General features: G+C 58.5%; 24 protein-coding genes. 9 read left to right on the top strand and 15 right to left on the bottom strand.

What is annotated here, in order from left to right; translation table 11 throughout:
• The first annotated feature begins 8 nt into the window (after nucleotides 1-8).
• The 3 genes from thiP (at nucleotide 9) to ABVT35_RS24090 (ending at nucleotide 3,980) form a co-directional block, all read left to right on the top strand.
• Complete coding sequence (thiP, locus tag ABVT35_RS24080; protein ID WP_368470013.1) at nucleotides 9-1,625, top strand: thiamine/thiamine pyrophosphate ABC transporter permease; 1,617 nt, start codon at nucleotides 9-11, stop codon at nucleotides 1,623-1,625.
• Between the two features lie 53 nt (nucleotides 1,626-1,678).
• Entirely contained in the window at nucleotides 1,679-2,341 is a 663-nt protein-coding gene (locus tag ABVT35_RS24085) for an ATP-binding cassette domain-containing protein (RefSeq protein ID WP_368470442.1), read from the top strand.
• 184 nt (nucleotides 2,342-2,525) lie between these two features.
• Nucleotides 2,526-3,980 carry a M48 family metalloprotease gene (locus ABVT35_RS24090; protein ID WP_368470014.1) on the top strand — a complete coding sequence of 485 codons (1,455 nt, stop codon included), beginning with the start codon at nucleotides 2,526-2,528 and terminating at the stop codon, nucleotides 3,978-3,980.
• 10 nt (nucleotides 3,981-3,990) lie between these two features.
• Here ABVT35_RS24090 and ABVT35_RS24095 read toward each other — a convergent pair whose 3' ends face one another.
• Both ABVT35_RS24095 and ABVT35_RS24100 read right to left on the bottom strand, forming a co-directional pair.
• The gene (locus tag ABVT35_RS24095; RefSeq protein WP_368470015.1) at nucleotides 3,991-4,782 is read right to left on the bottom strand and encodes a carbon-nitrogen hydrolase family protein; all 792 of its coding nucleotides are present in this window, start codon (nucleotides 4,780-4,782) and stop codon (nucleotides 3,991-3,993) included.
• A gap of 3 nt (nucleotides 4,783-4,785) precedes the next feature.
• Nucleotides 4,786-5,943: a M24 family metallopeptidase gene (locus ABVT35_RS24100; protein WP_368470017.1), complete on the bottom strand. Its 1,158-nt coding sequence runs from the start codon at nucleotides 5,941-5,943 to the stop codon at nucleotides 4,786-4,788.
• 179 nt (nucleotides 5,944-6,122) lie between these two features.
• Between ABVT35_RS24100 and ABVT35_RS24105 the strand changes: the two genes are divergently transcribed.
• The gene (locus tag ABVT35_RS24105; protein ID WP_368470018.1) at nucleotides 6,123-6,857 is read left to right on the top strand and encodes an arylmalonate decarboxylase; all 735 of its coding nucleotides are present in this window, start codon (nucleotides 6,123-6,125) and stop codon (nucleotides 6,855-6,857) included.
• Between the two features lie 44 nt (nucleotides 6,858-6,901).
• On the top strand, nucleotides 6,902-7,588 hold the full coding sequence (locus ABVT35_RS24110; RefSeq protein ID WP_368470019.1) for a GntR family transcriptional regulator: 687 nt from the start codon (nucleotides 6,902-6,904) through the stop codon (nucleotides 7,586-7,588).
• Nucleotides 7,589-7,624: 36 nt separating this feature from the next.
• Here the strand turns inward: ABVT35_RS24110 and ABVT35_RS24115 are convergent, their stop codons facing one another.
• From ABVT35_RS24115 to ABVT35_RS24145, 7 genes are all read right to left on the bottom strand, one after another.
• Nucleotides 7,625-8,485 (bottom strand): RNA polymerase factor sigma-32, encoded by an 861-nt coding sequence (locus ABVT35_RS24115; RefSeq protein ID WP_368470021.1) that lies wholly within the window; start codon nucleotides 8,483-8,485, stop codon nucleotides 7,625-7,627.
• Nucleotides 8,486-8,788: 303 nt separating this feature from the next.
• Complete coding sequence (locus ABVT35_RS24120; protein WP_368470022.1) at nucleotides 8,789-9,373, bottom strand: CarD family transcriptional regulator; 585 nt, start codon at nucleotides 9,371-9,373, stop codon at nucleotides 8,789-8,791.
• A 422-nt stretch (nucleotides 9,374-9,795) separates the two neighbouring features.
• Complete coding sequence (gene fdxA / locus ABVT35_RS24125; RefSeq protein ID WP_368470024.1) at nucleotides 9,796-10,134, bottom strand: ferredoxin FdxA; 339 nt, start codon at nucleotides 10,132-10,134, stop codon at nucleotides 9,796-9,798.
• Nucleotides 10,135-10,379: 245 nt separating this feature from the next.
• Nucleotides 10,380-10,763 carry an RNA-binding S4 domain-containing protein gene (locus ABVT35_RS24130; RefSeq protein WP_368470026.1) on the bottom strand — a complete coding sequence of 128 codons (384 nt, stop codon included), beginning with the start codon at nucleotides 10,761-10,763 and terminating at the stop codon, nucleotides 10,380-10,382.
• Between the two features lie 10 nt (nucleotides 10,764-10,773).
• A complete protein-coding gene (locus ABVT35_RS24135) occupies nucleotides 10,774-13,866 on the bottom strand; it encodes a helicase-related protein (RefSeq protein WP_368470028.1) in 3,093 nt (1,030 codons plus the stop codon).
• A gap of 696 nt (nucleotides 13,867-14,562) precedes the next feature.
• Entirely contained in the window at nucleotides 14,563-15,288 is a 726-nt protein-coding gene (locus ABVT35_RS24140; RefSeq protein ID WP_368470029.1) for a beta-ketoacyl-ACP reductase, read from the bottom strand.
• 63 nt (nucleotides 15,289-15,351) lie between these two features.
• Nucleotides 15,352-16,533, bottom strand: coding sequence for an acetyl-CoA C-acetyltransferase (locus tag ABVT35_RS24145; RefSeq protein ID WP_368470031.1), 1,182 nt, complete (start codon nucleotides 16,531-16,533; stop codon nucleotides 15,352-15,354).
• 344 nt (nucleotides 16,534-16,877) lie between these two features.
• Here ABVT35_RS24145 and phaR point away from each other — a divergent pair, with 344 nt between their 5' ends.
• Nucleotides 16,878-17,477, top strand: a complete 600-nt coding sequence (gene phaR, locus ABVT35_RS24150; RefSeq protein ID WP_368470032.1) for a polyhydroxyalkanoate synthesis repressor PhaR — start codon at nucleotides 16,878-16,880, stop codon at nucleotides 17,475-17,477.
• 9 nt (nucleotides 17,478-17,486) lie between these two features.
• On the opposite strand, the gene ABVT35_RS24155 is transcribed toward phaR, so the two are convergent.
• On the bottom strand, nucleotides 17,487-18,236 hold the full coding sequence (locus ABVT35_RS24155) for a class I SAM-dependent methyltransferase (protein WP_368470035.1): 750 nt from the start codon (nucleotides 18,234-18,236) through the stop codon (nucleotides 17,487-17,489).
• A 125-nt stretch (nucleotides 18,237-18,361) separates the two neighbouring features.
• Between ABVT35_RS24155 and gloB the strand changes: the two genes are divergently transcribed.
• On the top strand, nucleotides 18,362-19,132 hold the full coding sequence (gloB, locus tag ABVT35_RS24160) for a hydroxyacylglutathione hydrolase (protein ID WP_368470037.1): 771 nt from the start codon (nucleotides 18,362-18,364) through the stop codon (nucleotides 19,130-19,132).
• On the opposite strand, the gene ABVT35_RS24165 is transcribed toward gloB, so the two are convergent.
• A complete protein-coding gene (locus ABVT35_RS24165) occupies nucleotides 19,129-19,788 on the bottom strand; it encodes a lysoplasmalogenase (protein ID WP_368470039.1) in 660 nt (219 codons plus the stop codon). The two genes, gloB and ABVT35_RS24165, sit on opposite strands and share 4 nt — an antisense overlap.
• On the bottom strand, nucleotides 19,788-20,672 hold the full coding sequence (locus tag ABVT35_RS24170) for a DMT family transporter (RefSeq protein ID WP_368470040.1): 885 nt from the start codon (nucleotides 20,670-20,672) through the stop codon (nucleotides 19,788-19,790). The genes ABVT35_RS24165 and ABVT35_RS24170 overlap by 1 nt, the downstream gene beginning before the upstream one ends.
• Nucleotides 20,673-20,916: 244 nt before the next feature.
• On the opposite strand from ABVT35_RS24170, the gene rpmB reads away from it, so the two are divergent.
• Together rpmB and ABVT35_RS24180 are read left to right on the top strand one after the other, a co-directional pair.
• Entirely contained in the window at nucleotides 20,917-21,210 is a 294-nt protein-coding gene (gene rpmB / locus ABVT35_RS24175) for a 50S ribosomal protein L28 (protein WP_368470042.1), read from the top strand.
• A 112-nt stretch (nucleotides 21,211-21,322) separates the two neighbouring features.
• The gene (locus ABVT35_RS24180) at nucleotides 21,323-21,988 is read left to right on the top strand and encodes a queuosine precursor transporter (protein WP_368470044.1); all 666 of its coding nucleotides are present in this window, start codon (nucleotides 21,323-21,325) and stop codon (nucleotides 21,986-21,988) included.
• Nucleotide 21,989: 1 nt separating this feature from the next.
• Here the strand turns inward: ABVT35_RS24180 and ABVT35_RS24185 are convergent, their stop codons facing one another.
• Genes ABVT35_RS24185 through cobS form a run of 3 tightly spaced genes read right to left on the bottom strand, consistent with a single transcriptional unit; the run spans nucleotide 21,990 to nucleotide 25,896 of the window.
• Nucleotides 21,990-22,994 carry an esterase-like activity of phytase family protein gene (locus ABVT35_RS24185; RefSeq protein WP_368470047.1) on the bottom strand — a complete coding sequence of 335 codons (1,005 nt, stop codon included), beginning with the start codon at nucleotides 22,992-22,994 and terminating at the stop codon, nucleotides 21,990-21,992.
• Nucleotides 22,995-23,008: 14 nt separating this feature from the next.
• Nucleotides 23,009-24,901, bottom strand: a complete 1,893-nt coding sequence (gene cobT, locus ABVT35_RS24190) for a cobaltochelatase subunit CobT (protein ID WP_368470049.1) — start codon at nucleotides 24,899-24,901, stop codon at nucleotides 23,009-23,011.
• Nucleotides 24,902-24,906: 5 nt separating this feature from the next.
• Complete coding sequence (gene cobS, locus ABVT35_RS24195; RefSeq protein WP_368470051.1) at nucleotides 24,907-25,896, bottom strand: cobaltochelatase subunit CobS; 990 nt, start codon at nucleotides 25,894-25,896, stop codon at nucleotides 24,907-24,909.
• Nucleotides 25,897-25,949 lie beyond the last annotated feature (53 nt).

Consider the following 25,949-nt stretch of genomic DNA (forward strand, 5'->3'; position numbering starts at 1 on the left):
GGCGGCAGATGGCCACAAGCATAGGCGCGGGCTATGCCGTGCTGGGCACAATGGCCCTTGTGATCGGTGCCGCCGTCCTTGCCCTGTTGCTGACAGCCGCTGGCGCCTCCGATAGCGAGGCGCCGTTCTTTTCCACCTATATCTGGAAGGTCACGCGGTTCACGCTGCTGCAGGCATTCCTGTCGACGCTGCTGTCCGTCATTGTCGCCATACCGCTTGCACGCGCGCTTGCCCGCAGGCAGCAATTCTTCGGGCGAAAATGGCTGCTACGCCTTTTGGCCGTGCCGATCGGGCTGCCGCCGATCGTTGCGGCCCTCGGGCTGATTGAAATCTGGGGGCGGCAGGGCATCGTCAATACGGCACTCGTGGGTATGGGCATGGACGGCCCCGTTTCAATCTATGGACTGACCGGCATCCTTATCGCCCATGTTTTTTTCAACATGCCGCTTGCAACCAGGCTGCTTCTTTCGCAGCTCGACCGCGTACCTTCCGAACATTGGCGCAACGCAAGCCAGCTTGGCCTTGGGTCCTGGACCGTCTTCCGGCTGATAGAATGGCCATTCATGCGCAGCCATCTGGCCGCGGTCTGCGGCCTCGTCTTCATGTTGTGTGTCACCAGTTTCACGCTGGTTCTGCTGCTTGGCGGAGGCCCGGGAGCAACAACCATAGAAGTTGCCATCTACCAGTCGCTGCGCTTCGATTTTGATCCGCAACGGGCCGTTGTCCTCGCCCTTATCCAGTTGCTGCTGACATCATTCCTGCTTGCCCTGCTCGCCCTCATCGGCGGTGCGCCGGAGGAGAGTTCAACACTCGGTCAGCCGGCCATGCGCTATCCGGGCAAGGGCGCGGGTGCACGCTATTGCGACTTCGGCCTGATCGCGGCTTGCGCCCTGTTCCTCATTGCACCGCTTGTTTCCATCGTCCTGTCCGGACTGCTGGCAGACCTTGGCCGCCTGCTCGGCGAAACCATCGTCTGGCGGGCCATAGCCACCAGTCTGATGATTGCTCTGATAGCGGCGCTTCTGTCGGTCTCGATGGCATTGATGCTTGTGCGTGCCCGCTACGCCGCCCTGCCGCTGGCAAAACAAAAGAAATGGGCGCGTGTTTTTCGCATTCTGGCATCCGGCGCCTCCAGCCTGGTTCTGCTTGTGCCGCCCATCGTGCTTGGCGCGGGCTGGTTTGTTTTGCTGCGCAACCAGGTGGATGTCTTCGCTATCGCCCCGGTCATTGTCATTGTGGTCAATGCGCTGATGGCTCTGCCATTTGTCATCCGGGTCCTCGAACCGGCCCACACGACCCATATGGCCCGCACTGCGCGCCTTACCGCATCTCTCGGCATTGCCGGGCTCGACGGGCTGCTGCTCATCGACTGGCCGGGACTTCGCCGCGCCTTTCTCCTGGCAACCGCCTTTGCCATGGCGCTGTCACTGGGCGATCTCGGCGCCATTGCCCTCTTCGGCAGCCAGGATGTCGTCACCTTGCCCTATCTTCTGCTTCAGCGCATGGGCAGCTACCGCACCAACGATGCCGCCGGACTGGCGCTCATGCTCGGCATAGTCTGCCTGCTGCTGATGGTGTTTGCCGATCAGGAACGGCGCAAAGGTGAAGCCGGAGCGCAATTGTGATTGGACAGGATCTGGCGATAGAGGATGTTTTCCTTGCGCGTGACGACTACACGATGCACTTCGACACACGTGTTGCCGCCGGCACGATTTCGGCTGTGATCGGACCGTCAGGCGCTGGAAAATCGACGCTTTTGAACATTGTTGCCGGATTCGAGAAACCCGATAGCGGCTGTGTGCGTATCGGCGGTGCCGACGTCACCGGTGCCGACCCTGCCGACCGTCCGGTCTCGATGGTGTTTCAGGAAAACAACCTGTTTTCCCATCTTGATGTCGGAACCAATGTGGTGCTCGGCATCCGCCCGAAACTGACAACCGACCCCGCAGATCGGGAAATTGTGGCCGCGGCGCTGGACCGCGTCGGCCTTACCGGGTTTGAAAAACGCATGCCCGGCACCTTGTCGGGCGGAGAACGCCAGCGCGTGGCAATCGCCCGCGCTCTGGTGCGCCGGAAATCCGTTTTGCTGCTCGACGAACCCTTTGCCGCCCTCGGGCCTCGATTACGCCGTGATATGCTGCTATTAATCCGGCAATTGCAAGTTGAAACCGGTATGACCCTGTTGCTCGTGACCCATCAGCCGGAAGAAGCTGTCGGCATTGCCGACACGATTATTTTTTTGGATAAGGGTATGACCGTCGCCAGTGGCGCTGCAAGCGGCTTTTTTGACAGGGGCGATATTCCGGGACTTGCCGACTATCTCGGTCATGGAGGACAATAGACCGGGTCACTTGAAAATCGCCTTCAGGGGTAAAAAACAGGTGGTTTCATTTATGCGCAACTCGCTCTAGAAAGCGACAGGACACACCGAGAACCGACAAGGTACAGATTAAATCACGCATTCGCTTCCAATCGACGGGTCTTCCGGAACGAAACCGGGGCGCCGCAAGCTCGGCAGGGCGGCTTTGAAAAAGCTGCTGGCGGGTGTTCTGTGCCTTGGGCTGGCCGGCTGCCAGTCGCTGCTCAGCGAAACGAATTCGTCATCGATCGGCCCTTCGGCAAATCCGCAGACGGTCGGGCGGCTCGAAAAAAACGATCCGCGCGCGCGCCTTGGCGCCAAGGAACATCCGCGCATTGTCGCAAGCTATGGCGGCGAATACAGCGATCAGAAGGTCGAGCGTCTTCTTGCCCGCATCGTCGGCGCCCTGACATTGGTGTCGGAGAACCCGAAACAGACCTGGCGGATCACCATACTGAATTCCCCCGCGGTCAATGCTTTTGCCCTGCCGGGTGGTTATCTCTACGTCACCCGCGGCCTGTTGGCGCTTGCCAATGATTCATCCGAGGTCGCCGCCGTCATTGCACATGAAATGGCGCATGTGACCGCCAATCACGGCCTTCAGCGCCAGCGGGCCGAGGAAGCCGAAGTCATAGCCAGCCAGGTCGCCGCCGAGGTCCTGTCCAATGAAATTGCGGGACAACAGGCCATTGCGCGCAGCAAATTGCGGCTCGCCGCCTTTTCAAGGCAGCAGGAACTGCAGGCCGACGTCATTGGCGTGCGCATGCTCGGACAGGCCGGCTTCGACCCATACGCAGCGGCCCGCTTCCTGCAGTCCATGGAGGCCTATAGCCGTTTTCGTGCCGGCGACGCGGACGCCGATCAGAGCCTCGATTTTCTGTCGAGCCATCCCGATGCGCCCAAAAGACTGGAGCTTGCCACACGCCATGCACGCGCCTTCGGACCACCGGGAACCGGAACCCGAGACCGCGACATGTATCTCGATGGCATCAACGGGCTCCTATACGGCGACAGCCCCAACGAGGGCTACGTTCGCGGGCTGACCTTCCTGCATCCGCGGCTCGGCATCCGTTTCAGCGTTCCAGAAGGTTTTGAGATCGACAATACGGCGCAGGCAGTCCTGGCAACCGGTCCCGGTGACATTGCCATCCGCTTCGACGGGGTTACGGACAAGGGAAAGAAAGCCCTGACCAACTATATTTCCAGCGGCTGGGTAAGCGGCCTCGATCCTTCGACCATCAGGAAAACGAAGATCAACGGGCTCGACGCGGCAACGGCGCGCGCCTCGGCCGACAAGTGGGATTTCGATGTCACGGTCATCCGGGTGAAGAACCGCATATACCGACTGCTAACCGCCGCACCATCCGGCAGCCGCAGTCTTGAGCCGACGGCCATGCTGGTGCGCAATTCATTCCGCAAGATGACCTCATCCGAAACGGCTTCGCTGAAGCCGCTCAGGATAAGATTGTACAAGGTCAAACCCGGCGATTCCATTACGTCGCTCGCCGGCCGCATGCGCGGCACCAACCGCCGGCTGGAACTTTTCCGGCTGCTGAACGCGTTGCCGCAGGGCGCAAGCCTTTCGACGGGTCAGAAGATCAAGATCGTGTCCGACCGGTAGGCCGGATGGTTCAGATTGCTTTGAGCCAGGGCAGTTTTTTCATGTCGCGATGATAGGGAAGCCGCTCCCTTGCCGCTTTAACCTGTGAAATGTTGAGACTTGCAAACAGCAATTGCTCGCTGCGGCCGGCACGTGCAAGATCTCTGCCGTCCGGGGCCACAATGCAGCTTGCCCCGAGATAATCGATGCCGTTTTCATGGCCGGCGTGATTGGCATAGCACACAAACATGCCGTTCTCGAAAGCCCGCGCCGGAATGACCTTATGCGCAACAACCTCCCACTGTGCTGCCAGGGCCGTCGGAACCAGAACCAGGTCTGCCGCGGCCACATGTCTGAAATTTTCGGGAAATTCGGCGTCGTAGCAGATCAGCGTTGCAATCGTGAACTGCCCGATTTCAAACGTTCGGCATTCCCGGCCAGCCTCAAAGTGGTTGGCTTCAAAACCTGGCGGCAAAAGCAGCTTTCGATGGGTTGCGACAACAGCCCCGTCCTTGCCGATACAGGCTGCGGCGTTGAACAGGTGCTCCCCGTCCCTTTCGGCATAGCCGAAATGAATAGCGATATCGTGCCTGCGGCAAAGACCGGCAATCTGGCGGAATGCGTTTCCATCACGGCCTTCCGCCCATTCATCGACCGTGTCACCGACATTGTATCCGGTCAGGAACAATTCCGGCAGAACAATTAGATCGGCACCGCGCTCCCCGATTGAGCGGATTGACGTCTCAAGCCAGGCCAGACGTTCTGACGGACCGACCAGTTCCGCAGGGCTTTGGGCAACAACGACATTCAGATTGTCTTGCATGGATCAGCCGTTGCTCAGAAGGATTTCGCGCGGATAATTGGTGATGTATTCCATGCCGTCATCCGTCACGACGATGGAATCGCCGATCCGGCCGGCTGTCGCGCCGTCAATCGAAATACCGCCGTCGACGGCGAAAGTCATGCCGGCCTGCAGCGGTGTCTTGTCACCGGCCTTCAGCTCCGGAGCTTCAAGATAGGCAACGCCGATCGAACGGCCCGTGCGGTATCCGGTTTCGTATCCCCGTTCCTGATAGACCTCGTTTGCGGCGGCGGCCACATCTTCGGCAAGAACGCCGGGGCGAATGGCCGCGATTGCAGCCTGTTGCGCGGCAATCGCGGCCTCCTGAACGCGGGCGGCCTCATCCTTCACCGCTCCGATATGGAACATGCGATCAAAGCCAAGCTTATATTGTTTGAACTGGGCCATGTTGCAGAAGCAGAAATAGACCGGATCGAACTTCTCGTAGGCCTTTACGCTGGCACGCCGATGAACCATGGACGTATCCGCACCACTTTGCAGGATCTGTAGATTGTGGATCATCGGCGATACGAACCGGTCCCAGCCGCGTTCGGTCAAGAACTTCGCAGCCGCGCGCGAGCCGGCTTCGATCACCGCAATCGCCGATTCATATTCATGGGCGCCTTCGGCAAGCGAATTGTGAGCCGCCGCCATCATCGCCTCGGCAATGCTGCCTGCCTGTTTCATCACACCGATTTCGAACGGCGTCTTGATAACACGCAGTTCGCCGAGGACCGGGGAAATATCGCTCAACTTTGCATCAGGGTATCTGTCGTCCAGATAGTTGCGCACGATTGCCGGGATATGATTGCGTTCAATCCACAGTTCCGCCGGGCTTTCGCCGACGATTTCGCTCAAGGCCCGTCCCCAGCTGCGCTGGCCGGCATCCTCCCAGACGCGGATGTCTTCGACCCAGGTCATTTCCCGGACCATTTCGGATTCCATCAACGGGGTGACTATCACGGGTGCATCGTCCGCATCGACAACCAGCATTGTCGGCCGGCCAAACTCGATCCCGAGATAGCCCCAGAAGCCGGCGAGATAAGCGATAGAGCTTTCGTCGGTGAAAACCGCTTTGCGAATGCCCCTTTCCTTCATCCTGATCTGCAGGTTTGCTGTTCTTGTCTTTGCTTCCTCGAGCATTTGAACGGTCCTCCGGCCTGAAATCACGGCATCCGAAAAACAGGCCGTGAACTCTATGCATGTGCGCTTTCATACACCAATTGACGGCGTAGCTGTGTACAGCTTGGCTGTCAATAGCAATAATATTGGCATAATAGCACTCTAATTTGCTATAATGTATACAGCTTGGGGAAATTCGAATGACACAGATTTTTGATAGGGGACACCATCACAGAGCAAAGCTGGGCTTCGTCCTGCTGGCGACGGAGCAGACGATTGAGGAGAACATGTTCCGCATGTGCCCGGACGGTGTCGGACTGCATTTCACCAGGGCAGCCATTCCCGACAGCATCACAGTGGAAAATCTTCAGGGTCAGGCCGGCGATCTGGCGCGTGCTGCTTCGACATTGCTTCCCGACGGCAGTCTTAATGTCATCACCTACGCCTGCACATCCGGCAGCCTGGTCATCGGCGAGGATCGGGTCTTTGACGAGCTGAAGAAGGGCGCACCCCAAGCCAAACCGACTTCACTCATAACCTCCGTTATCAGGGCATTGAAGCAGGTCGGTGCCAGACGTATTGCAGTTGCCACGCCCTATCTTGAGGAAATAAACCGGCAGGAGGCCGTTTATCTGGAAAATGCCGGCTTCGAAGTCACGAACATCGCCGGGCTGAGCCTCGAAAAGGACAGCGACATGATCAGGGTCCGTCCGGACTATCTGGCAGAATTTGCCGTGCAATCGGACAGGCGTGATGCAGATGCTCTTTTCATCAGCTGCGGCGCACTGCGCAGCATCGACATCATTGGGAAACTGGAGCAGCGCCTTGCAAAGCCTGTTATCTGTTCTAACCAGGCCATGATGTGGGACATGCTTCGGCTGGCCGGGATCGACGACCGGATCCCGGGCTACGGCCGGCTGTTGGCTGACCACTGAGATGGCGGAAACAGCGTATAGACAATTCAAGCCAAGGAAACGATGTGTCCCTCGTTGAACCAACCCACAACCGGCAAGCCGGCAGCGACAAGAAGCAGCTTGCCGCCGATTTGCAGCGCATCATCCTCGAGCGCATCTGTTTTCTGGAATACAAGCCTGGAGATCAACTGAAGGAGGCGGACCTTGCGGCGGAATTCGGAGTGAGCCGTACGCCGGTTCGCGATGCCCTTGGCCGCATCAGCCATCTGGGTTTGATAAAATCGCGCAATGGCGTCGGCACCGTCGTTGTCCAACTGTCCGACGGCGAAATCGCTGATATTTACGAAATGCGCCTGCAACTGGCTCAGCTTATCGGCGCGGTCCATCCGGCCAATATCAGCGATGTTCATGTAGAGCGGGCAGAGCGCCTGCTTGTTCAGGCACAGGAACTTGCCCGGAATTTTGACTCAAAAACATATGTGCAGTTGAACCATCAGCTCAATCAGCTGATTGTAGATCTGATCGGCAACAAGGTTCTCCGCTCATTCTGGCTGCAAACCTATTGGCAGGCGGCAAGCACCTGGCATCAGGTGGCGGAAAAGGCCGGCCATGAAGTCGCCGACTCCCTGGTCGAGGAACTCTCCGGCCTGAAGACCGCGCTGAAGCAGAACGACCTGCAGGCCGTTGGATATATCCAGCGCATTCACATCGGTTTTGGCTACGCGCGCATAAGAGCCCACATCCTTTCATGAATGTGGGCCGCTATAGGGTTTGGTTCTGAAGGACCGTCAGATGCTGGTGATCGCGGGCGAGTCTTTTTCCAGCGCCACTTTGAGCTTTTCAAGCGCGCGGTTTTCGATCTGCCGGACCCGTTCCTTCGATATGCCGAGGCTCGATCCGAGCGCCTCCAGCGTCGCTCCGTTCTCGCTCAACCGCCGCTCCTGGATGATCTTCATTTCACGCGGATTCAGCTTGTCCAGCGCCGACTTGATCCACTCTGACCGGCGCTCCTGATCGATCATGATTCCGACCTGTTCGTCCGGCAGCGGATCATCGCTCTTGAGGAATTCAATGCGGTCCGAGCCCGGTGATTCCGAATCTGAAACCGGCGCATTCAGGGACGTATCGGATCCTGAAAGCCGGGCGTCCATGACTGCCACGTCTTTCACATTGACGCCGACCGCCAGCGCGATCTCCTGGTGGATTGCGCTTTCACCCATATTCTCGTTGCTGCGCCACAGTTTTGCGCGCAGCCGCCGCAGGTTGAAGAACAGCGCCTTTTGCGCCGAACTGGTGCCACCGCGCACGATCGACCAGTTGCGAAGGATGTAGTCCTGGATAGACGCACGGATCCACCACGTGGCATAGGTGGAGAAACGCACATCGCGTTCCGGTTCGAACCGGGCCGCCGCTTCGAGCAGACCCACATGGCCCTCCTGAATGAGGTCGTTCATCGGCAGACCGAAATTGCGGAATTTAGCCGCCATCGAGATGACAAGCCGCATATGGGCGGTTGCTATTTTGTGCAACGCCTCCTGATCCTTGTTTTCCTTCCAGCTGACCGCGAGTTCGTGCTCCTCTTCGCGATCGAGGTAGGGGGCTGCCATTGCAGCCTTGATCATGTCATTTCCGGCACGAACTCCGCTCATGTCGCACTCCCAAATGAAAAGTTTTCTGCAAACTCTCCCAAATGCGCCCTTCACACGCCGGACCTTTGGGGCCGGCTTTCCCCATTATGAGGGGAAACGCATTCTTCATACGTAACAATCGTGTGTATGGATCATCGGAAATACAAGGAAACGCTGTGTTCACCATTTGGAACCAATCGTTTCCGAATACATAAAACCTGAGTAAAAAACGCAAAAAACCCGGCCATTGGCCGGGTTTTCGTAAAATTTTAGGCAATTTGTCGCCTTATTCACATTCCGGTGAACCAGGCCGGAAGAGCGTTTTTAAGCCGCTGCTTCCTGCTTTTCGCCATCATTTGCGGTGTCGTCTTCAGCAGCTTTGCCGCGTTTCGGACCCTTGTTGAGGTTGGTCTCGATCAGGCGCACTGCTTCCGTTTCCGACAGCTTGTTGACGGCCGCAATTTCGCGGGCCATCCGGTCAAGTGCCGCTTCATAGAGCTGCCGTTCGGAATAGGACTGTTCCGGCTGGTTGTCGGCGCGGTATAGATCGCGAACGACTTCAGCAATGGAAATCAGATCACCGGAGTTGATCTTGGCATCATATTCCTGGGCACGACGGGACCACATGGTGCGCTTGATGCGCGCCCGTCCCTGAACCACTTTTAGCGAACGGTCGACAAAATCCGTTTCGGCGAGCTTGCGCATGCCGATTGACGAGGCTTTTGCAACCGGTACTTTCAACCGCATCTTGTCCTTGTCGAAATCGATGACAAAAAGCTCGAGCTTGTGCCCCGCAACTTCCTGTTCTTCAATTGCCACGATCTGGCCAACACCATGGGCCGGATAGACAATATACTCATTGGTCTTGAAACCCTGACGCTGAGAAGACTTTTTCTGCTGGGTTGTCATACGTTCTTCATACTCCCTGTTACAGCCCCGGAGACCGCCGGGTTGGGTACTGATCCGAACTGGAGGGCCATGCCGGACAAAAACTTCAATCCGTACGCCCTGAATTTATATTGACGACTGCACACGCGGACAATCAACCATCCGGCCAAATCCGACAGCTGAACATTGAAGTCGCTGTCACAAGAACTCAGGTTCGCGGGGATGTTATTCTTCCGTGGTCGTGGCAATCATGGCGGGTTCATCGAACCTGCCTGTGGTCAGTCACACATAAATAGCACAAAAAACCGCGCGAATCAATAATTTGCCGCACCTGCACAATAGTACGGCAGGCTTCAATACAATATTGGTTAATTCTTGAACATTTTCAAGATGGCGGCAATCACCGCTTGTTTAGGCTGCGCGCCACAACCGGCAACCGCAGGTCAATCGCCTTCGCCGGGTTCAGCGGAGAAGAACTTCTCAAACTTGCCTTCCATGCCGTCATATTTTTCGGCTTCAGGCATCTCGTCCTTCTTCATGGTGATGTTGGGCCACTTTTCCGCAAACTCGGTATTGATCTCGAGCCACTTTTCCAGACCCGGCTCGGTGTCTGGCTTGATCGCTTCTGCCGGGCATTCCGGCTCGCACACGCCACAGTCGATGCACTCGTCCGGATGAATGACGAGCATGTTCTCGCCCTCATAGAAGCAATCCACCGGACAGACCTCCACGCAATCGGTATATTTGCATTTGATGCAATTATCGTTGACGATATATGTCATGGATGGCTCCGGCTTGGTCTTGGTCGGTTGTTAGACTGTCGTTCAGGTAGCGGCTTTGATTTGCCTTGGCAAGACCGGCATATCAATGCAAACCGCAGTGTGGCTTTCCTGCCCGGTTCTTCCAGAAAAAGCGTTCTATTTTTTGCGCCCCCAATGAGCATATCCGTGTCGCAGAACCACCGCTTCGTAAAGAATCTTGCGCCTGTTACAAATTGTCGCGCTTATTCGGACTGAAGCCATATGCGCTATTCGCCTGATGATTTCCATTTGTCCATCTGACGTCGTTCGCGTTTTGTCGGTCTGCCGCTGCCCGCTTCGCGGAAAGGCGCCAGCGCCGCGGGCCGCTTGTCCGACGCGACCGGCGGCGGGCTCAGGTCCTCATAGAGCAGTTTCGCCTCCTCATAGGGACCGCGCCGCTCACCCGGCCCGAGGATCTTCAAAACCATGATCTTGCGGTCGAGAGTTACCGTCAGCACATCGCCGGCGGCAACCTGCCGGCTCGGCTGGTCGATCTTGTCGCCATTGACCCGCACGCGGCCCGATTGCGCCAGTTTGGCCGCCAGCGACCGCGATTTCACCACACGGGCGAAAAACAACCACTTGTCTATGCGTTGCCGGTCCTGACCCATGGCACAAGCGCTATTTGTTGAGTTGCTCCTTAAGAGCAGCGAGCTTTGCAAACGGTGAATCGGGATCAATGGGCTTGTCCCGGCGCGGCGGCCGCGATGAATATCCGCCGCCCTTGGCCTGCTTGTTCGGCTTGCCCTTGAAGCCGCCCTTGCCCTTGTTGGCGCCCCGTTCGCCGTCCCGCTGGTTGCTGTTGCGGTTCTTGCCGCGGCCGGCACCCTGGTGACCCTGCTTTTGCTGATGTCTGTGGCGGCCGCGCTGGCCGTCGGAGCGTCCTGCCGGACGCCACAACAGCACCGGTTTGGGCGCTTCGTCGGCCTCCTCCTTGGCTTTGTCACCGCCGTCTGAGGTGGCTGCTGCTTCCGTTGTCTCGCCTGCGCCATCGGTTGCAGCAGCGCCGGCTGCCGGCGCATCCGCCTTGGCCGGTTCATCGCAGGTCGCCGCTTCAGCTTCCGTTACCGTAGCAACCGCGGGCTCCAGTGTTGGTGCATCGGTGGCGGCACTGCCTTCATCTGCCTGAGCCCCGTCATCGCTGCCTGCTGCGGCTATTTCGCCCTTTTTATCGTCGTTTTGTGCAGGCGCTTTAGCAGGCGCCTCATCAGCCGTCTTTTCAGCGCTTGCCGCCGCCCCCGCAGCCTTGGCATCGACGGACGTAAGATGTGCCGCAACCTCTTCGGCCTCGACCGGATCGGCACGATAGCCGAGCCCCTTGAGAATTTCCTCGATATCGTCCGGTGTCGCACCGAGAATGGAGAGCATCGACGGCGTCGTTACGAACCGTCTTCCGTCATAGGCGCCTTCCGGGCGCGGACCGGACTGCGGTTTCCACTGCAAAAGCGGCCGGATGATATCGGCCAGACGCTCCAGTATATCGATACGCACGGCCCTTTTACCCAGGAACCGGAAGCCGGCGAGACGGTAGAACTCGCGCTCGAACGTCGGATCGGTAACCACGGAAGTCCGTCCTGCCGCAAGCGCTCCGGTGATCTCGCCGTAGCCCGGCTTGTCGAAACCGTCATTGCGCAGTGACCACAACATGGAAATCAGCTCCGCGGGAGCCGGCTTCAAAAGCGCCGGCATGAAGACGTGGTAGGCGCCAAAGCGCACGCCATAGCGGCGAAGCGAACCGCGGGCATCCTGATCGAGCGCCTTTACATCGGCTGCAACATCGCGACGGAACAGAATGCCGAATGCCTCGACAAGCCGGAAGGCCAGCCCTTTCGCCAGGCCTTCCAGATCTTCCGCGGATGCCAGATCGTCGAGCGGTTTAAGCACTGTGCCGATGTGATGGTTCACATAGCGTTCGATCCTGGCACTGACGACATCGCGCGCCTGTTGCGACAATTGTTCGTCGGCCAACAGGACAGCGCGCGGACGCAAGACTTCCTCGCTATCGGTTAGCCGGGCAACGGGATCGCCCATCCAGCGCACAACGCCATCGGATCCAAGCGCAAAGTCACCATTGCCGGAAGCGTGCAGTCGCGCGGCGCGCGCCTCGAATTCCAGCACCAGCGATTTCTGTGCGGCAGCAAGCACTGCCTTGGCGTCCGGCCCTTCGGCACTCGCATCCGGCGTAAATCGAAATCCGTTCAGTTGCCCCACATGATGTCCTTCGACAAAAACATCACCGTCAACACCAATTTCAGCTTCAAGCATTGCGTTCTCTCTCAACCGCTTCATAAGCACAGATGTCCTGCGATCAACGAAGCGTTTCGTCAACCTCTCATGCAGTGCATCTGACAGCCGATCCTCTATTTCTCGCGTCTTTTCTTGCCAGTGTGACGGATTCGCCAGCCATCCAGGCCTGTTTGATGCGTAAGTCCACGTTCTTATTTGCGATATTCGTGCCGACAATGTGTCAATTTCGCCATCTGTTCTGTCGGCTCGCCGCACCTGTTCGGCGATATAGTCTTCCTGTACCGACCCGAATTGCACGATATCGCGATAAATCGCCGCAATCAGATCCGCATGCTGTGCCGGCGTGATTTTGCGGTAATCGGGCAGCGCGCACACGTCCCACAGCCGCTCCACGGTTTGCGGTGTTGTTGCAAGACGGGCGATATCGGCATCGCGGACAAGGTGGTCCAGCGCCTGCCGGTCAACCGCCGGCAAGGCCCGGCTCAGCCCGGTGATTGACGGCGCGGCGTCGAGGCTTGCGCAGAGCGCATCGACCGAGCTGAAATCGAGATCCTTGCTGCGCCATTGCAGCACTTTGAGCGGCTCGAAATCATGCCCCTCGATGCGTTCGACCAGATCTTCGGCGAACGGATTGACCCGGCCGGTCACGCCGAACGTGCCGTCATGCATGTACCGTCCCGCCCTGCCGGCAACCTGACCAAGCTCAGCCGGGTTCAGGTTACGGAACTGATAGCCGTCAAACTTTCGGTCCTGGGCAAAGGCCACATGGTCGACATCGAGGTTGAGCCCCATTCCAATGGCGTCGGTGGCGACGAGATATTCGACGTCGCCTTCCTGATAGAGCGCCACCTGCGCATTGCGGGTGCGCGGGCTGAGCGCTCCGAGAACCACCGCCGCACCGCCGCGCTGGCGGCGGATGAGTTCGGCGATCGCGTAGACCTCGTCGGCCGAAAAAGCGACGATAACCGAGCGCCGCGGCAGCCTGGTTATCTTCTTGGAGCCGGCATAGGCAAGATGCGACAGCCGCGGACGGGAGACGACGGTCAGTCCGGGCAGAAGATGTTCGAGTATGCCGCGCATCGTTCCGGCACCGAGCAGCAGCGTCTCCTCGCGGCCGCGCAGGTTGAGAACCCGATCGGTGAATACGTGACCGCGCTCCAGATCACCCGCAAGCTGAACCTCGTCTATCGCAACAAATTCGGCATCCGTTTCCTTCGGCATCGCCTCGACGGTGCACACGGAGTAGCGCGCGCCCTGCGGGCTGATTTTCTCCTCGCCCGTTATCAGCGCCACATTGCCCCGGCCCGCCTTGGCGCAGATACGTTCATAGACCTCCCGCGCCAGCAGCCGCAAAGGCAGACCTATGACGCCGCTTTTGTGAGCGACCATCCGCTCAATCGCGTAGTGGGTCTTCCCCGTATTGGTCGGTCCGAGAACCGCGGTCACGCCGCGGCCGCTGAAAACCATCGGATTACTTTTGGCAGGGGTGTTTTGGGGCATCAAACAGAAAACATCTTCAGATTGAACGGGCGCGTCTTATCACAGCAAGATGGTGTGTCGCACGGCAATTTTCATGGCATCAGTTAACATTTGGAACAGGGATGGAACGAATCGGCGACGAATCGCTGACTCCGGGTGATTCAGGGTTTGTTCACGGCAAAATATTCCGTTTTGCAATTGAGGCCCTACTAGATACTGATTCCCCTTGTCAAAGGACATTGGCAATAAGAGGCGAATTCGCGCATCTTGTTAACCTTTGGTCACAGTCTCGCATCCGGTGTCGATTCTTATGGTTAACCAATTGTAAACGCAACTATATTCTGAACAGTTGGTTAATGGAACCACCGTAAGAAATCACAAATTTCGTTAGGAATGCGACCAAATCCGGAACGAATCGGCGACGAATCGCTGACCAGCATATGTTCAGCTTTTGTTCGTACCACATCTGGCGTTTTCAACAAAGGCAGGCACTAATTTTCCGGTGCATTCTGCTGGATCAGCAGATCCATGCCCCGGCATCCGTTAACACTTCGCGTCTGTCGGCCTGAATTGACGGGCCGCAGGCAACCGTTCGTGTTGAACGCAGGCAACCAAATGCGAATCACATGCCAAACAAAACGGTGCCCGCCGGGGGCGCCGTTGAAAATCACGTTTATGCTGAGGTTAGGCGAAGTACTGACCGCCATTGGCCGACAGGGTCGAGCCGGTGATGAAACCGGCATCATCCGATGCCAGGAACACGACACAGCGGGCAATTTCCTCCGGCTCGCCGAGGCGGCCGACCGGGATGAGCGGCAAAATGCGCTCGTTGAGAACCTTCTCGGGCACGGCACGCACCATTTCCGTTCCGATATAGCCCGGGCAGATTGCGTTGACGGTAATGCCCTTGGCGGCCCCCTCCTGGGCAAGCGCTTTCGTCAGACCGAGATCGCCGGCCTTGGCCGCCGAATAGTTCGCCTGACCCATCTGGCCTTTCTGGCCGTTAATCGAGGAAATGTTGATGACACGGCCAAAGCCGCGGTCCCGCATGCCCGGCCAGATCGGATGGGTCATGTTGAACAGACCGGTCAGGTTGGTATTGATCACATCGCTCCACATATCCGGTGTCATCTTGTGGAACATCGTGTCCCTTGTAATTCCGGCATTGTTCACGAGCACATCGACCGGACCGAGGTCGGCTTCAACCTTGGCAATGCCGTCAACGCAGGCCTGGTAGTTCGACACATCCCATTTATAGACGGCAATTCCGGTCTCGTCCTTGAATGCGTTGGCCTTTTCGTCATTGCCGGCATAGCTGGCGGCAACCTTGTAGCCGGCTTCCTTAAGACCCACCGAGATTGCGGCGCCTATGCCGCGCGTTCCACCTGTGACGATTGCTACTCTGCTCATGACACTTCCCTGATGCTTGGACAAAAGAAAGGCAGCCTTGCGGCCGCCTTGTACTCAATTTCGTTAGTCGCGCTCGATGCACATGGCAACGCCCATGCCGCCGCCGATGCACAGGGTTGCGAGACCCTTTTTGACATCACGCCTCTGCATTTCGAACAGCAGCGTATTGAGAACCCGTGCTCCCGACGCGCCGATCGGATGACCGATGGCGATCGCCCCGCCGTTCACATTGACGATCTCCGGATCCCAGCCGAGGTCCTTGTTGACGGCACATGCCTGGGCCGCAAAAGCCTCATTGGCTTCGACCAGTTCCAGGTCGCCGACCGACCAGCCCGCTTTTTCAAGCGCCTTCTTGGACGCCGGGATCGGGCCCGTTCCCATGATCTGCGGATCGACACCGGCGGTCGCCCAGGAGACGATCCTTGCCATCGGCTTGATGCCGCGCTTTTGCGCCTCTTCTTCGCTCATCAGAACAACGGCCGCCGCGCCGTCATTGATGCCCGATGCATTGCCGGCGGTGACCGTGCCTTCCTTGTTGAAGGCCGGACGCAGTTTCGCCATCTGGTCAATTGATGCGCCGTGGCGAATATACTCGTCCTGGTCGACAACCGTTTCGCCCTTGCGAGTCTTGACGGTGAAGGGAACGATCTCGTCTTTGAAGCGCCCCGCCTTCTGGGCTGCTTCAGCCTTGTTCTGCGAGGCAACGGCAAACGTGTCTTGGTCTTCGCGGGTCAGTTGCCAGCGTTCGGCGACATTTTCCGCTGTGTTGCCCATGTGGTAGCCGTAGAACGCATCGGTCAGACCGTCCTTGATCATCGAGTCGATCAGCTTCATGTCGCCCATTTTCTGGCCGAGGCGCATATGGGCGACATGCGGAGCCATGGACATCGATTCCTGGCCGCCGGCGACAACGATAGACGCATCGCCCGTCGCAATCTGCTGCATCCCAACCGCCACGGCACGCAGTCCCGAGCCGCAAAGCTGGTTGAGACCCCAGGCCGTTGCCTCCTGCGGCACACCCGCCGACATGGCCGCCTGGCGGGCGGGGTTCTGTCCCTCGCCGGCCTGAAGGATCTGGCCCATGATCACCTCGTCAACATCTGCGGGTTCGACACCCGCCCGCTCCAATGCGCCGGAGATGGCCGTGGCGCCGAGCTCATGCGCGGGAACTGTTGCAAAGGCGCCGTTGAAGGAACCGACGGCCGTACGGGCCGCACTGGCGATTACGATGGATGGATTTGTCATAAGTCTTCCCTGAAGTTTGGGTTGCATTCCAGGATCGTGCCTGCCTTGAAAGTGAAGCAGGTTGCTCCGGAAGTCAAACGCACCTGCAGCATAAGCGCAATTCCTTGCGCACATTCGGTTCCCGCCGCATTGATGGACCGCATGCACTGCATTGCACAAATCATTACAAATAATGCTATACTTTTGATCACACTCATGTTCATGTTGTTTTCGGCACCCGATATTACGCGAAATTTTTGGCGCTGGCTCCGGGGCAAAAAGTACAATGCTTCCCGTTACGGGCCTTGCGCCAGAGGTCCAGAAGGGGCGTAAAACCGGCATCAGCCGACAGGGAGGTGGTATGCATGGCTAAAGCTGATGGGCAGATTGTAATAAAAAAATACGCCAATCGTCGGCTCTACAACACCGGCACAAGCACATATGTCACGCTCGATGACCTTGCGGTGATGGTCAAGAACGGCGATGACTTTGTTGTTCTCGACGCCAAGTCAGGCGACGACATTACCCATTCGGTTCTCACCCAGATCATTTTCGAACAGGAATCGAAGACCGGCAATACACTGCTTCCGGTTTCCTTCCTGCGTCAGCTCATTTCCTTCTACGGCGATCAGATGCAGATGCTCGTGCCCAGCTATTTGGAGCAGTCCATGAGCGCGTTCACGGAGCAGCAGGATCAAATGCGCGAGCAGATCTCCAAGGCCTTTGGCGAAACTCCCATGGCCCGCAACATGCAGATGCCGATGGCCATGATGGAAGAACAGGTACGGCGCAACACCGAAATATTCCAGCAGGCCATGAAAATGTTCTCTCCCTTCGCCGGCGGTCCGGCCGGCACGCAGAAAGCGGCGGAAGAGGAAAAGCCTAAAGCCGACAGCAAGGACCTGAAAGATCTCAAGGACCAGCTGCGTGCGCTCCAGGACAAGCTCGATTCCATGGATGAATAGGCCTGCGGGCTAGCCGATACGGCTGCGTGTGGCGCGCGATGCGCCCTGCGGCGCCAGCACCGGCACGAACACCCTGCGCGAAGCACGCTCGGCAACAGGCAATCCCTGATAAAGCCGTTTCTGCGCCTCAACGAGAACAAGACCGCTGAAGAACGGCCAGTAGCGCCGGCCGAGCCGTTCGGTGGTGCGCGCCATGCTCTGGACAGCCTTGTGCCTGGACGGCGGAAAGAACAACGCCTCCGCAAACGCACCCGGTGTAAAGCTTGCTTCGCGCAAAAGCCCGGTTATCTGGTTGCGCGAATAGGGCGTTCCGGAACCGAAAGGCGTGTGTTCAAGCCGCGCCCAGACGCCGCGGCGGTTCGGCACGACGATCACCAGCCTGCCGCCGGGGGCAAGCACGCGCCAGGCCTCCATCAGCGTCTCACGCGGATTTTCGGCATATTCGAGCGAATGAACCATCAGGATGCGATCCAGCGACGCATCGGGCAGCGGCAGTTCCTCGTCGAACACCAGCGCTGTCGCGGACGCCTCAAGCGTCGGCCAGTTGATGGCCCCCTGTCCGGCCGGCATGAAGGCAAATGTGCGCTCTGCATCGGCCCTGAAACGGTCGAGATAGGGTGCAGCGAATCCGAGCCCCATCAGCCGCTCACCGGGAAGTTCGGCCCACAGCGAGGCAAGCGCCATGGCAATCGCCTCCTGGGCCAGCTTGCCGAGCCGCGTGTGATAAAACTGACGTAAATCAACGATATCCGTGTGCATAGCCAAAACCTAGTGCATGTCGAGGCCTGTTTGAACCTTCCTCTTTATTCCGTTTCGATTTGACGTTAACGGCGTGACAGGACACACGGCACCGGTTTATGTTGCAGCAAAACCGGGAGATGAATGTGGCCAATTTGCAGATTGAACTCTTTCCATGCCGCGAGGACAATTTCGGCGTTCTGATCCATGACCCGCAAACGGGTGTAACCGCGTCGATAGACGCGCCTGAAGAAGCGCCTATCGTCGAAGCGCTGAACCGGACCGGTTGGGAGCTCAACCACATTCTGATCACCCATCATCATTACGACCACGTCGAAGCCAATTCGGTGCTGAAGGCAAAATACCGGGCGGATATTACCGGACCGGCATCGGAAGCGGACAAGATACCGGGCATCGACAGGACGGTACGCGACGGCGACAGCTTCCATTTCGGCAGCTTTTCGGTTGAGGTCATCGAAACGCCCGGCCATACGCTGGGTCATGTCTGTTACTACATACCCGACGCAGCGGTGCTTTTTGCCGCCGACACGCTATTTGCGCTGGGCTGTGGCCGGGTGTTCGAGGGAACACCGCAGCAGATGCACCACGCGCTGCAGAAACTTGCCGCGCTTCCGGGCGAAACGGAAGTCTATTTCGGTCACGAATACACCGAGGCAAATGCCAGATTCGCCGTCACCATCGACCCGGAAAACGCCGCCCTGGTGCAACGGGCCTCTGAAATTCAGAAAATGCGCGCTGCCGGCATTGCCACCTGTCCGACAACGATCGAGGCGGAAAGGGCGACCAATCCGTTCCTGCGCGCCGCGGATCCCGCTGTCAGGGCCAACCTGGGCATGGAAGATGCCGATGACGTTGCGGTCTTTGCCGAGATCCGCAAGCGCAAGGACAATTTCTAGGCAAGCCCGAGCACCGACAACGCAATCAGCAACTGCGCCAGATAATAGCTGATCCACACAAAAAGCGCGCGCGGATGCGGTGCATCTTCCTGCGGCAACAGGAACTTCTGCGCCGCCAGAACTGTATCCGACGCCATGAAAAGAACAGCCCCGCCGACAACGCCCCAGCCCGGTGTCGACAGCGCCGCGAGCCCCATCGACAATATGACGAGGATGTAGGCGGCCACCGGCAATTTGAGGTCGCCCACGGCCGGCAGCAGCCGTAGGGCGATCATCACAGTCGATAAGATCATGACCGCGGCAATCACCAGACGCAGCGGCTGTGTCGCAAGCCCGATATCGCCGCGGCTGACGAAGACAATGACGTAGAGAACGTGACCGGCGAGGAACGCGGCAAGACCGGCGAGGAAAGCACGGTCGTCCTGCGCCAGGAACGCATCGCCCGCTGCGCAGGCCAGCAGCGCCGCCGTCAGAAGCACTGGTCCGTCGACGACAACCGAAAGCACGCCAAGCAGCGCCACCGACAGCGTCTTGACGCCGGTGCGCCGCGCCGATGGCGGCCTTGCCACCATGAAGAGGTAGATGAAGGCAGCGACAGCGGAAAACAGCAGCGTGCCGAGCTGCGGGGAATCAAGACCGTACTCGAATATCTGCATCACTCGTCAGCCTGCCCCTTTATTGTCGCGCGTGCAAAAAGCAGATCCTTGGCGGCCAGCGCCGCACCGCCGGTTATCAGAACGCAGGCAAGGGCAATACGCCAGTCTGCCTGGCCAACACCCGCGGCAATGAGAATGAGCGTCGACAGCAACGGCGCGGCATAACTTGCGGCACCCAGAACCTGGATATTGCCGCGCTTGACGCCAAAATCCCACGCGTAAAAGGCTGCGCCCACCGGCAAAAGGCCAAGGCCAGCGACGGCAAGCCACTGACTTGTCCCTTGCGGCCAGACCGTCTGTTCCAGCGCCAAATGGCAGGCGAGCGACAATATGGCGGTCAACGCGCAGAAGCCGGTGACAACATCGGTCGGAACCGCACCAAAACGGCGCGACAGCAGCGAATAGCCGGACCAGGTAAAAGCGCACAGCAGTGCAGCGCCATACCCGAAAGCGAAACTGTCATTGAAGGAAAGGCCGTTTTTCGAAACGATCAGCACCGTTCCCGCAAGCCCCGCCAACGCGCCGGTTATATGCTGCCAGCCGAGCCGTTCCCCGGGAAGAAGCGCCGAGCCGACAACTATCAGCAGCGGCCACAGATAGGCGATAAGCCCGGCTTCCACGGCGGGGGCGTTGCGCAGGGCTGTGAAATAGAGGAAATGATAGCCAAACAGACCGCCAACACCCAGACACCAGACCCGCATTGGCTGGCGCAGATTTCGAAATCCGGAAGGTTTCAACGCAAGCGCTATCAGCCCGATGGCCGTGCCAATGGAAAAACACATGGCGGCAAGCTGAAACGGCGGCACCTTTCCGGACGACGCCGTCAAAAGTGCCAGCAAAGACCACATGATGATGGCGCTAAATCCGATCAGCGTTGCTTGCATTGTCGCTTGCTTTCGATATTCGCATCTGGACCTGAAAAGACACAAAAACCGCAAGCGACTGGCAGACAGGCTTGCGGCACGCAATTATCTAGCCTAAACGGCCCGAAGGCACCAGCTTTGACTTGACGCGCGCCCTGCCTGCGACTATAGAACCGCGACTTTCCAATTACAGGCCAGGAAGCTGCGGCCGGAGCACGGCACCGGATACGCATTGCAACAGGCCATCAGACTGAAGGTGAAACCCATGTCCCGCAGTTGCGAATTGACCGGCAAGGCCGTCCAGTCGGGCAACAATGTCAGCCACGCCAACAACAGAACACGGCGCAAATTCCTGCCGAATCTGTGCAATGTGACCCTGATCTCCGACGCTCTCGGCCAGCGCTATCGCATGCGCATTTCCGCTGCCGCTCTGCGCACAGTCGAGCACCGTGGCGGTCTTGACGCTTTCCTCCTGAAGGCAAGCGAAAATGAACTGTCCATGCGCGCGCGCCTTTTGAAGCGGCAGATTGCCAAGAAGGTTGCCGAAGCGGCTGCCTGATTGATTGCATGTTGATATGCTAATAATGGCGGGCTGATTAATCAGCCCGTATTCTTGTGGCCGCCCCTCATCGGGCAACGGCTTCGCTGGTGGCATACCCCAGGATAAAAAAATGCTCAGCTCTTCTGCACGCTCGGCCTTCGGCCTTGTCTCCCGCGTTTACCCGTACATGCTTGCCATGGCCGCAGTGGTGATCGCATCGAATTATCTTGTCCAGTTTCCGGTCATGTACACGGTTGGTCCTTTCATTCTGGAGGACCTGTTGACCTGGGGTGCATTCACCTATCCGGTTGCGTTTCTTGTCACTGATCTTTCAAACCGGCATTTCGGCCCGGCCAAGGCGCGCGTCATCGTCACTGTCGGCTTCGTGCTCGCTGTCGGCATTTCGATCTATGTGGCAACCCCGCGTATCGCTATTGCTTCCGGCACAGCATTCCTCGTCGCCCAGCTTCTGGACGTGTCGATCTTCGACCGCCTGCGTCATTCGCACTGGTGGCATGCACCGTTGATCTCATCGGTTCTCGGATCGATCATCGATACGGTGCTGTTCTTTTCGCTTGCCTTTGCGGCCGGTCTTGCCGTGCTTGGCGCCAACGACGCATTTGCCATCGAGGCAGCTCCGCTGGTCGGCTTCTTCCAGATGGAAGCGCCGCGCTGGATGTCCTGGGCTGTTGGGGACCTGACCGTCAAGCTGCTGGTTTCGTTGGCAATGCTGGCGCCCTACCGGGTGTTTCTCTCGGTATTCCAGCTGCACAAGGCAGCAGACCAGAACTCCTAGATCACATTGAATCCAGCAGCTTGAACTCGAGCAAGAGGCTGCGCTGCAACAATGAATGATTGTCATCCGACGCCAGCATGATCCGCGTGCCGCCGTCGGATGCTTTATAGACGTCTAGGCTTTCCATGTTGTCGATCTGGAAGCCGAAATCCGCTTCTATCACAACGTCACCATCCACGGTCTTGCCGGGCGCTATATCGGCAGCCGCAATGCGTCGGATGCGCATGCCTATGCCGGCGAGCGAAAAACTCCGCTCCAAAACCAGCAAATCCCCATTGGGCAGAAAATCGCCATCCGTGATGTCGTAGGGCGCGTAGCGGCGCACAAAAAAGACACCCCTTTTTGGGCCATTCACGACGGCGGCAAATATGTCGCCTTTCTTGTCGAGGCTCTTTTCGCTGACGACCACGAGCGCGCCGGCGAGGGGCGAATCCGCCGGTGAGATTGCAATGGCTTCCATGCCACGATTGTTGCGGAATTCATAGTTCGGGATCGGATGCGGTATTTTTGCTTCCGGCGCCGCGTCGGGCAGGTCATTCAGGCGGTAGCGCTCAATCCTGTGATCCCGTTCGAAGCTGACATAGGCATTATCGCCATTGAGCGCCAACCCTTCCGCATCGACCTTCCAGCGCTGACTGATGACGTTCCCGCCGGCACTGCGCATGGGTGCGACGACAAAATCGGAAACGCCCGATAAACGCCCCTGCTTATCGCGATCCAGCCGTCCTGATATAAAGTGGCCGGTGTCCATAACGCCGACGAAATGCACACCGTCCTTCAGCAATCGCATGGCCGAAATGCCACCAAGGATCCGGTCAGGAGAACTGATTTCCATGCCGCCGACAAATTCGAGATCGCCGAAGCGTTTCTCGCTGGAACGCCCCTTGAAATTAGGGATCTGGCGGCCTTCGACAATGATTTGCCGCACACCTGCATCACGTTCGCCGGCCTGAGCCGGGGCCATGCCCAGAACCGCGACAAGCATCAGTGCTGTCCGGGCGATCATCGGATCATCTCTTTCTAACCGGCACGGCGCATTGCGGGACCGCCGGATTCTTCCTCGAAAAGAGACGCCAGCTGTTCGGTCATCGCGCCCGCCAGTTCTTCGGCATCGACGATGGTAACGGCGCGCCGGTAGTATCGGGTCACGTCATGGCCGATACCGATAGCCAGCAGTTCGATCGGCGAACGGGTTTCAATCTCCTCGATCACCGCGCGCAAATGCCGTTCCAGATAATTGCCCGGATTGACCGAGAGCGTTGAGTCATCGACCGGCGCGCCATCCGATATCATCATCAGGATGCGGCGCTGCTCGGGCCGCCCGAGCATGCGGTTATGCGCCCAGATCAGCGCTTCACCGTCGATATTCTCCTTCAAAAGGCCTTCTCGCATCATCAGGCCGAGATTACGCCGGGCGCGCCTCCAGGGCTCGTCAGCCGATTTGTAGATGATATGACGCAGATCGTTCAGCCGCCCGGGTGTCGCCGGCTTACCCTCGCCGAGCCACTTTTCGCGCGCCTGACCGCCCTTCCAGGCCTTGGTGGTAAATCCGAGGATCTCCACCTTGACCCCGCAGCGCTCGAGCGTGCGGGCAAGGATATCGGCGCAGGTCGCGGCAACTGTAATCGGCCGTCCGCGCATGGAGCCGGAATTGTCGATCAGCAGCGTAACGACCGTATCGCGGAAATTGGTATCGCGCTCCATCTTGAACGACAGTGGCTGCATCGGGTCGATCACCATGCGAACCAGCCGGGCGGAATCAAGATAGCCCTCTTCGAGATCGAACTCCCACGCGCGGTTCTGCTGCGCCATCAACCGCCGCTGAAGGCGGTTGGCAAGCCGCCCGACAACGCCCTGCAGGTTGGCAAGCTGTTTATCCAGAAAGGCGCGCAGACGATCGAGTTCGGCCTCTTCGCAAAGCTCCTCGGCAGCGATCGTTTCATCGAATTCCATTGTGTAAACGGAATAATCAACCTTCTGGCCAAGATCGTCGAACGGCATGTTGGGACGGCGGGTTTCGCCGGGTGTGTCGGCATCGTCGTCCTGGTCGTCGACCATATCCTCATCGGATATTTCGGCACCGTCCATTTCGCCGTCGTCCATCTGCTCGTCAGCCGATTCGTTTTCTTCGGCCGGTGCCGCCTCGGAACCCGCCTCTTCCTCGGAATTCTGTTCGTTTTCCTCGTCCGAACGTGGCTGATCCTCGTCGTCGGAATTGTCCTGCTGGTCCTGCTGGTCAGGGTCCTCGCCGAATTCTTCCGCTACATCCATATGCGCCAGCATATCGCGAACCAGCCGGGCAAAGGCCTTCTGGTCCTCGAGCACCTCGCCGACATGTTCGAGGTCGGCTCCGGCCTTTTCCTCAATCCAGTCGCGCCACAGATCAAGCACAGGACCGGCGTTCTCCGGTGGCGCCTGCCCGGTCAGTTTTTCACGCACCATCAGCGACAGCGCTTCGTGCAGCGGTGCCTGCGCGCGGTCGGTTATGTTGCGGTAGCCGGCCTTTGAAAATCGATCTGCAAGGACCGCCGTCAGATTGTCCGCGACCCCGGACATGCGGTTGGAGCCGATAGCCTCGACCCGTGCCTGTTCGACCGCATCGAAAATCTCGCGCGCATCATCGCCCTGCGGCGCCATGGCGTTGTGGATTGCCGGTTCGTGGCAGGCTTTGCGCAATGCCAGGGAATCGCCGACACCGCGGGTGACGAGTACATCGGCGCGCGTCGGACGCTTCGGAAGGTCCGGCAGGCGAGCCCGCTCGCCGGCAAGCCCGGGGCGGTCATTTGCAAAGACAACTTCCAGCTCGTGGTCGTTCGCTATCGAGCGCACGCACCCGGTCAAGGCGCGCTTGAACGGCTCGGTATCGACCGGCGGGCGGGATGCCGCCCTGGAATTGTCTCCGCGACCCGACATGGTTCCTACGAATCCAGTACGATATTGGCGGCGCTTTCCTTGAGTTCCTCGCCAAAGGCGCGCTGGTACTGTTCCGCCACAAGCGAGCGTTCCAGCTCATCGCACTTGTTGAGGAAGGTCAGCCGGAAGGCAAAGGCGATATCGCCGAAAATCTCGGCATTCTCGGCCCATGTGATCACCGTACGCGGGCTCATAACCGTCGACAGATCGCCATTGATAAAGGCGGCGCGGGTCATATCGGCAACGCGCACCATCTTCGATACCGTGTCGCGCCCTTCCTCATCGCGGAAGCTCTTGACCTTGGCCAATACGATATTGACCTCATTGTCGTGCGGCAGATAGTTGAGCGTGGTGACGATCGACCAGCGGTCCATCTGCGCCTGGTTGATCTGCTGGGTGCCGTGGTAAAGGCCGGTGGTGTCGCCAAGGCCCACCGTGTTGGCGGTGGCGAACAGGCGAAACGCCGGATGCGGGCGGATGACCCGGCTCTGATCGAGCAGCGTCAGGCGTCCGGACGATTCCAGCACCCGCTGAATAACGAACATCACATCCGGCCGGCCGGCGTCGTATTCGTCGAAGCAGAGCGCGACATTGTGCTGATAGGCCCAGGGCAGAATACCGTCCTTGAACTCGGTGACCTGCTGGCCGTCCTGCAGAACGATGGCATCCTTGCCGACAAGGTCGATACGGCTGACATGACTATCGAGGTTGACGCGCACGCAAGGCCAGTTCAGCCGTGCGGCAACCTGCTCGATATGCGTCGATTTTCCGGTTCCGTGATAGCCGGACACCATGACGCGCCGGTTGTGCGCAAAACCGGCGAGGATCGCCAGCGTGGTATCGTGGTCGAAAAGGTAATCCGGGTCCAGATCCGGCACATAGGCATCGGCCTGCGAATAGGCAGGAACCTTCAGATCAGTATCGATATCAAACGCTTCACGAACCGAAACGGTCGTGTCCGGCAGATTGGAAATATCGAGGTCAATCTTATTCATCATGTCTCCAACGCGGCCTTTATTTCCGGCCGTCTTACGTTCCACTGCAACCG

Origin of the sequence: Hoeflea sp. TYP-13 (assembly GCF_040932035.1) — a bacterium.
Lineage (GTDB): Bacteria > Pseudomonadota > Alphaproteobacteria > Rhizobiales > Rhizobiaceae > Hoeflea_A.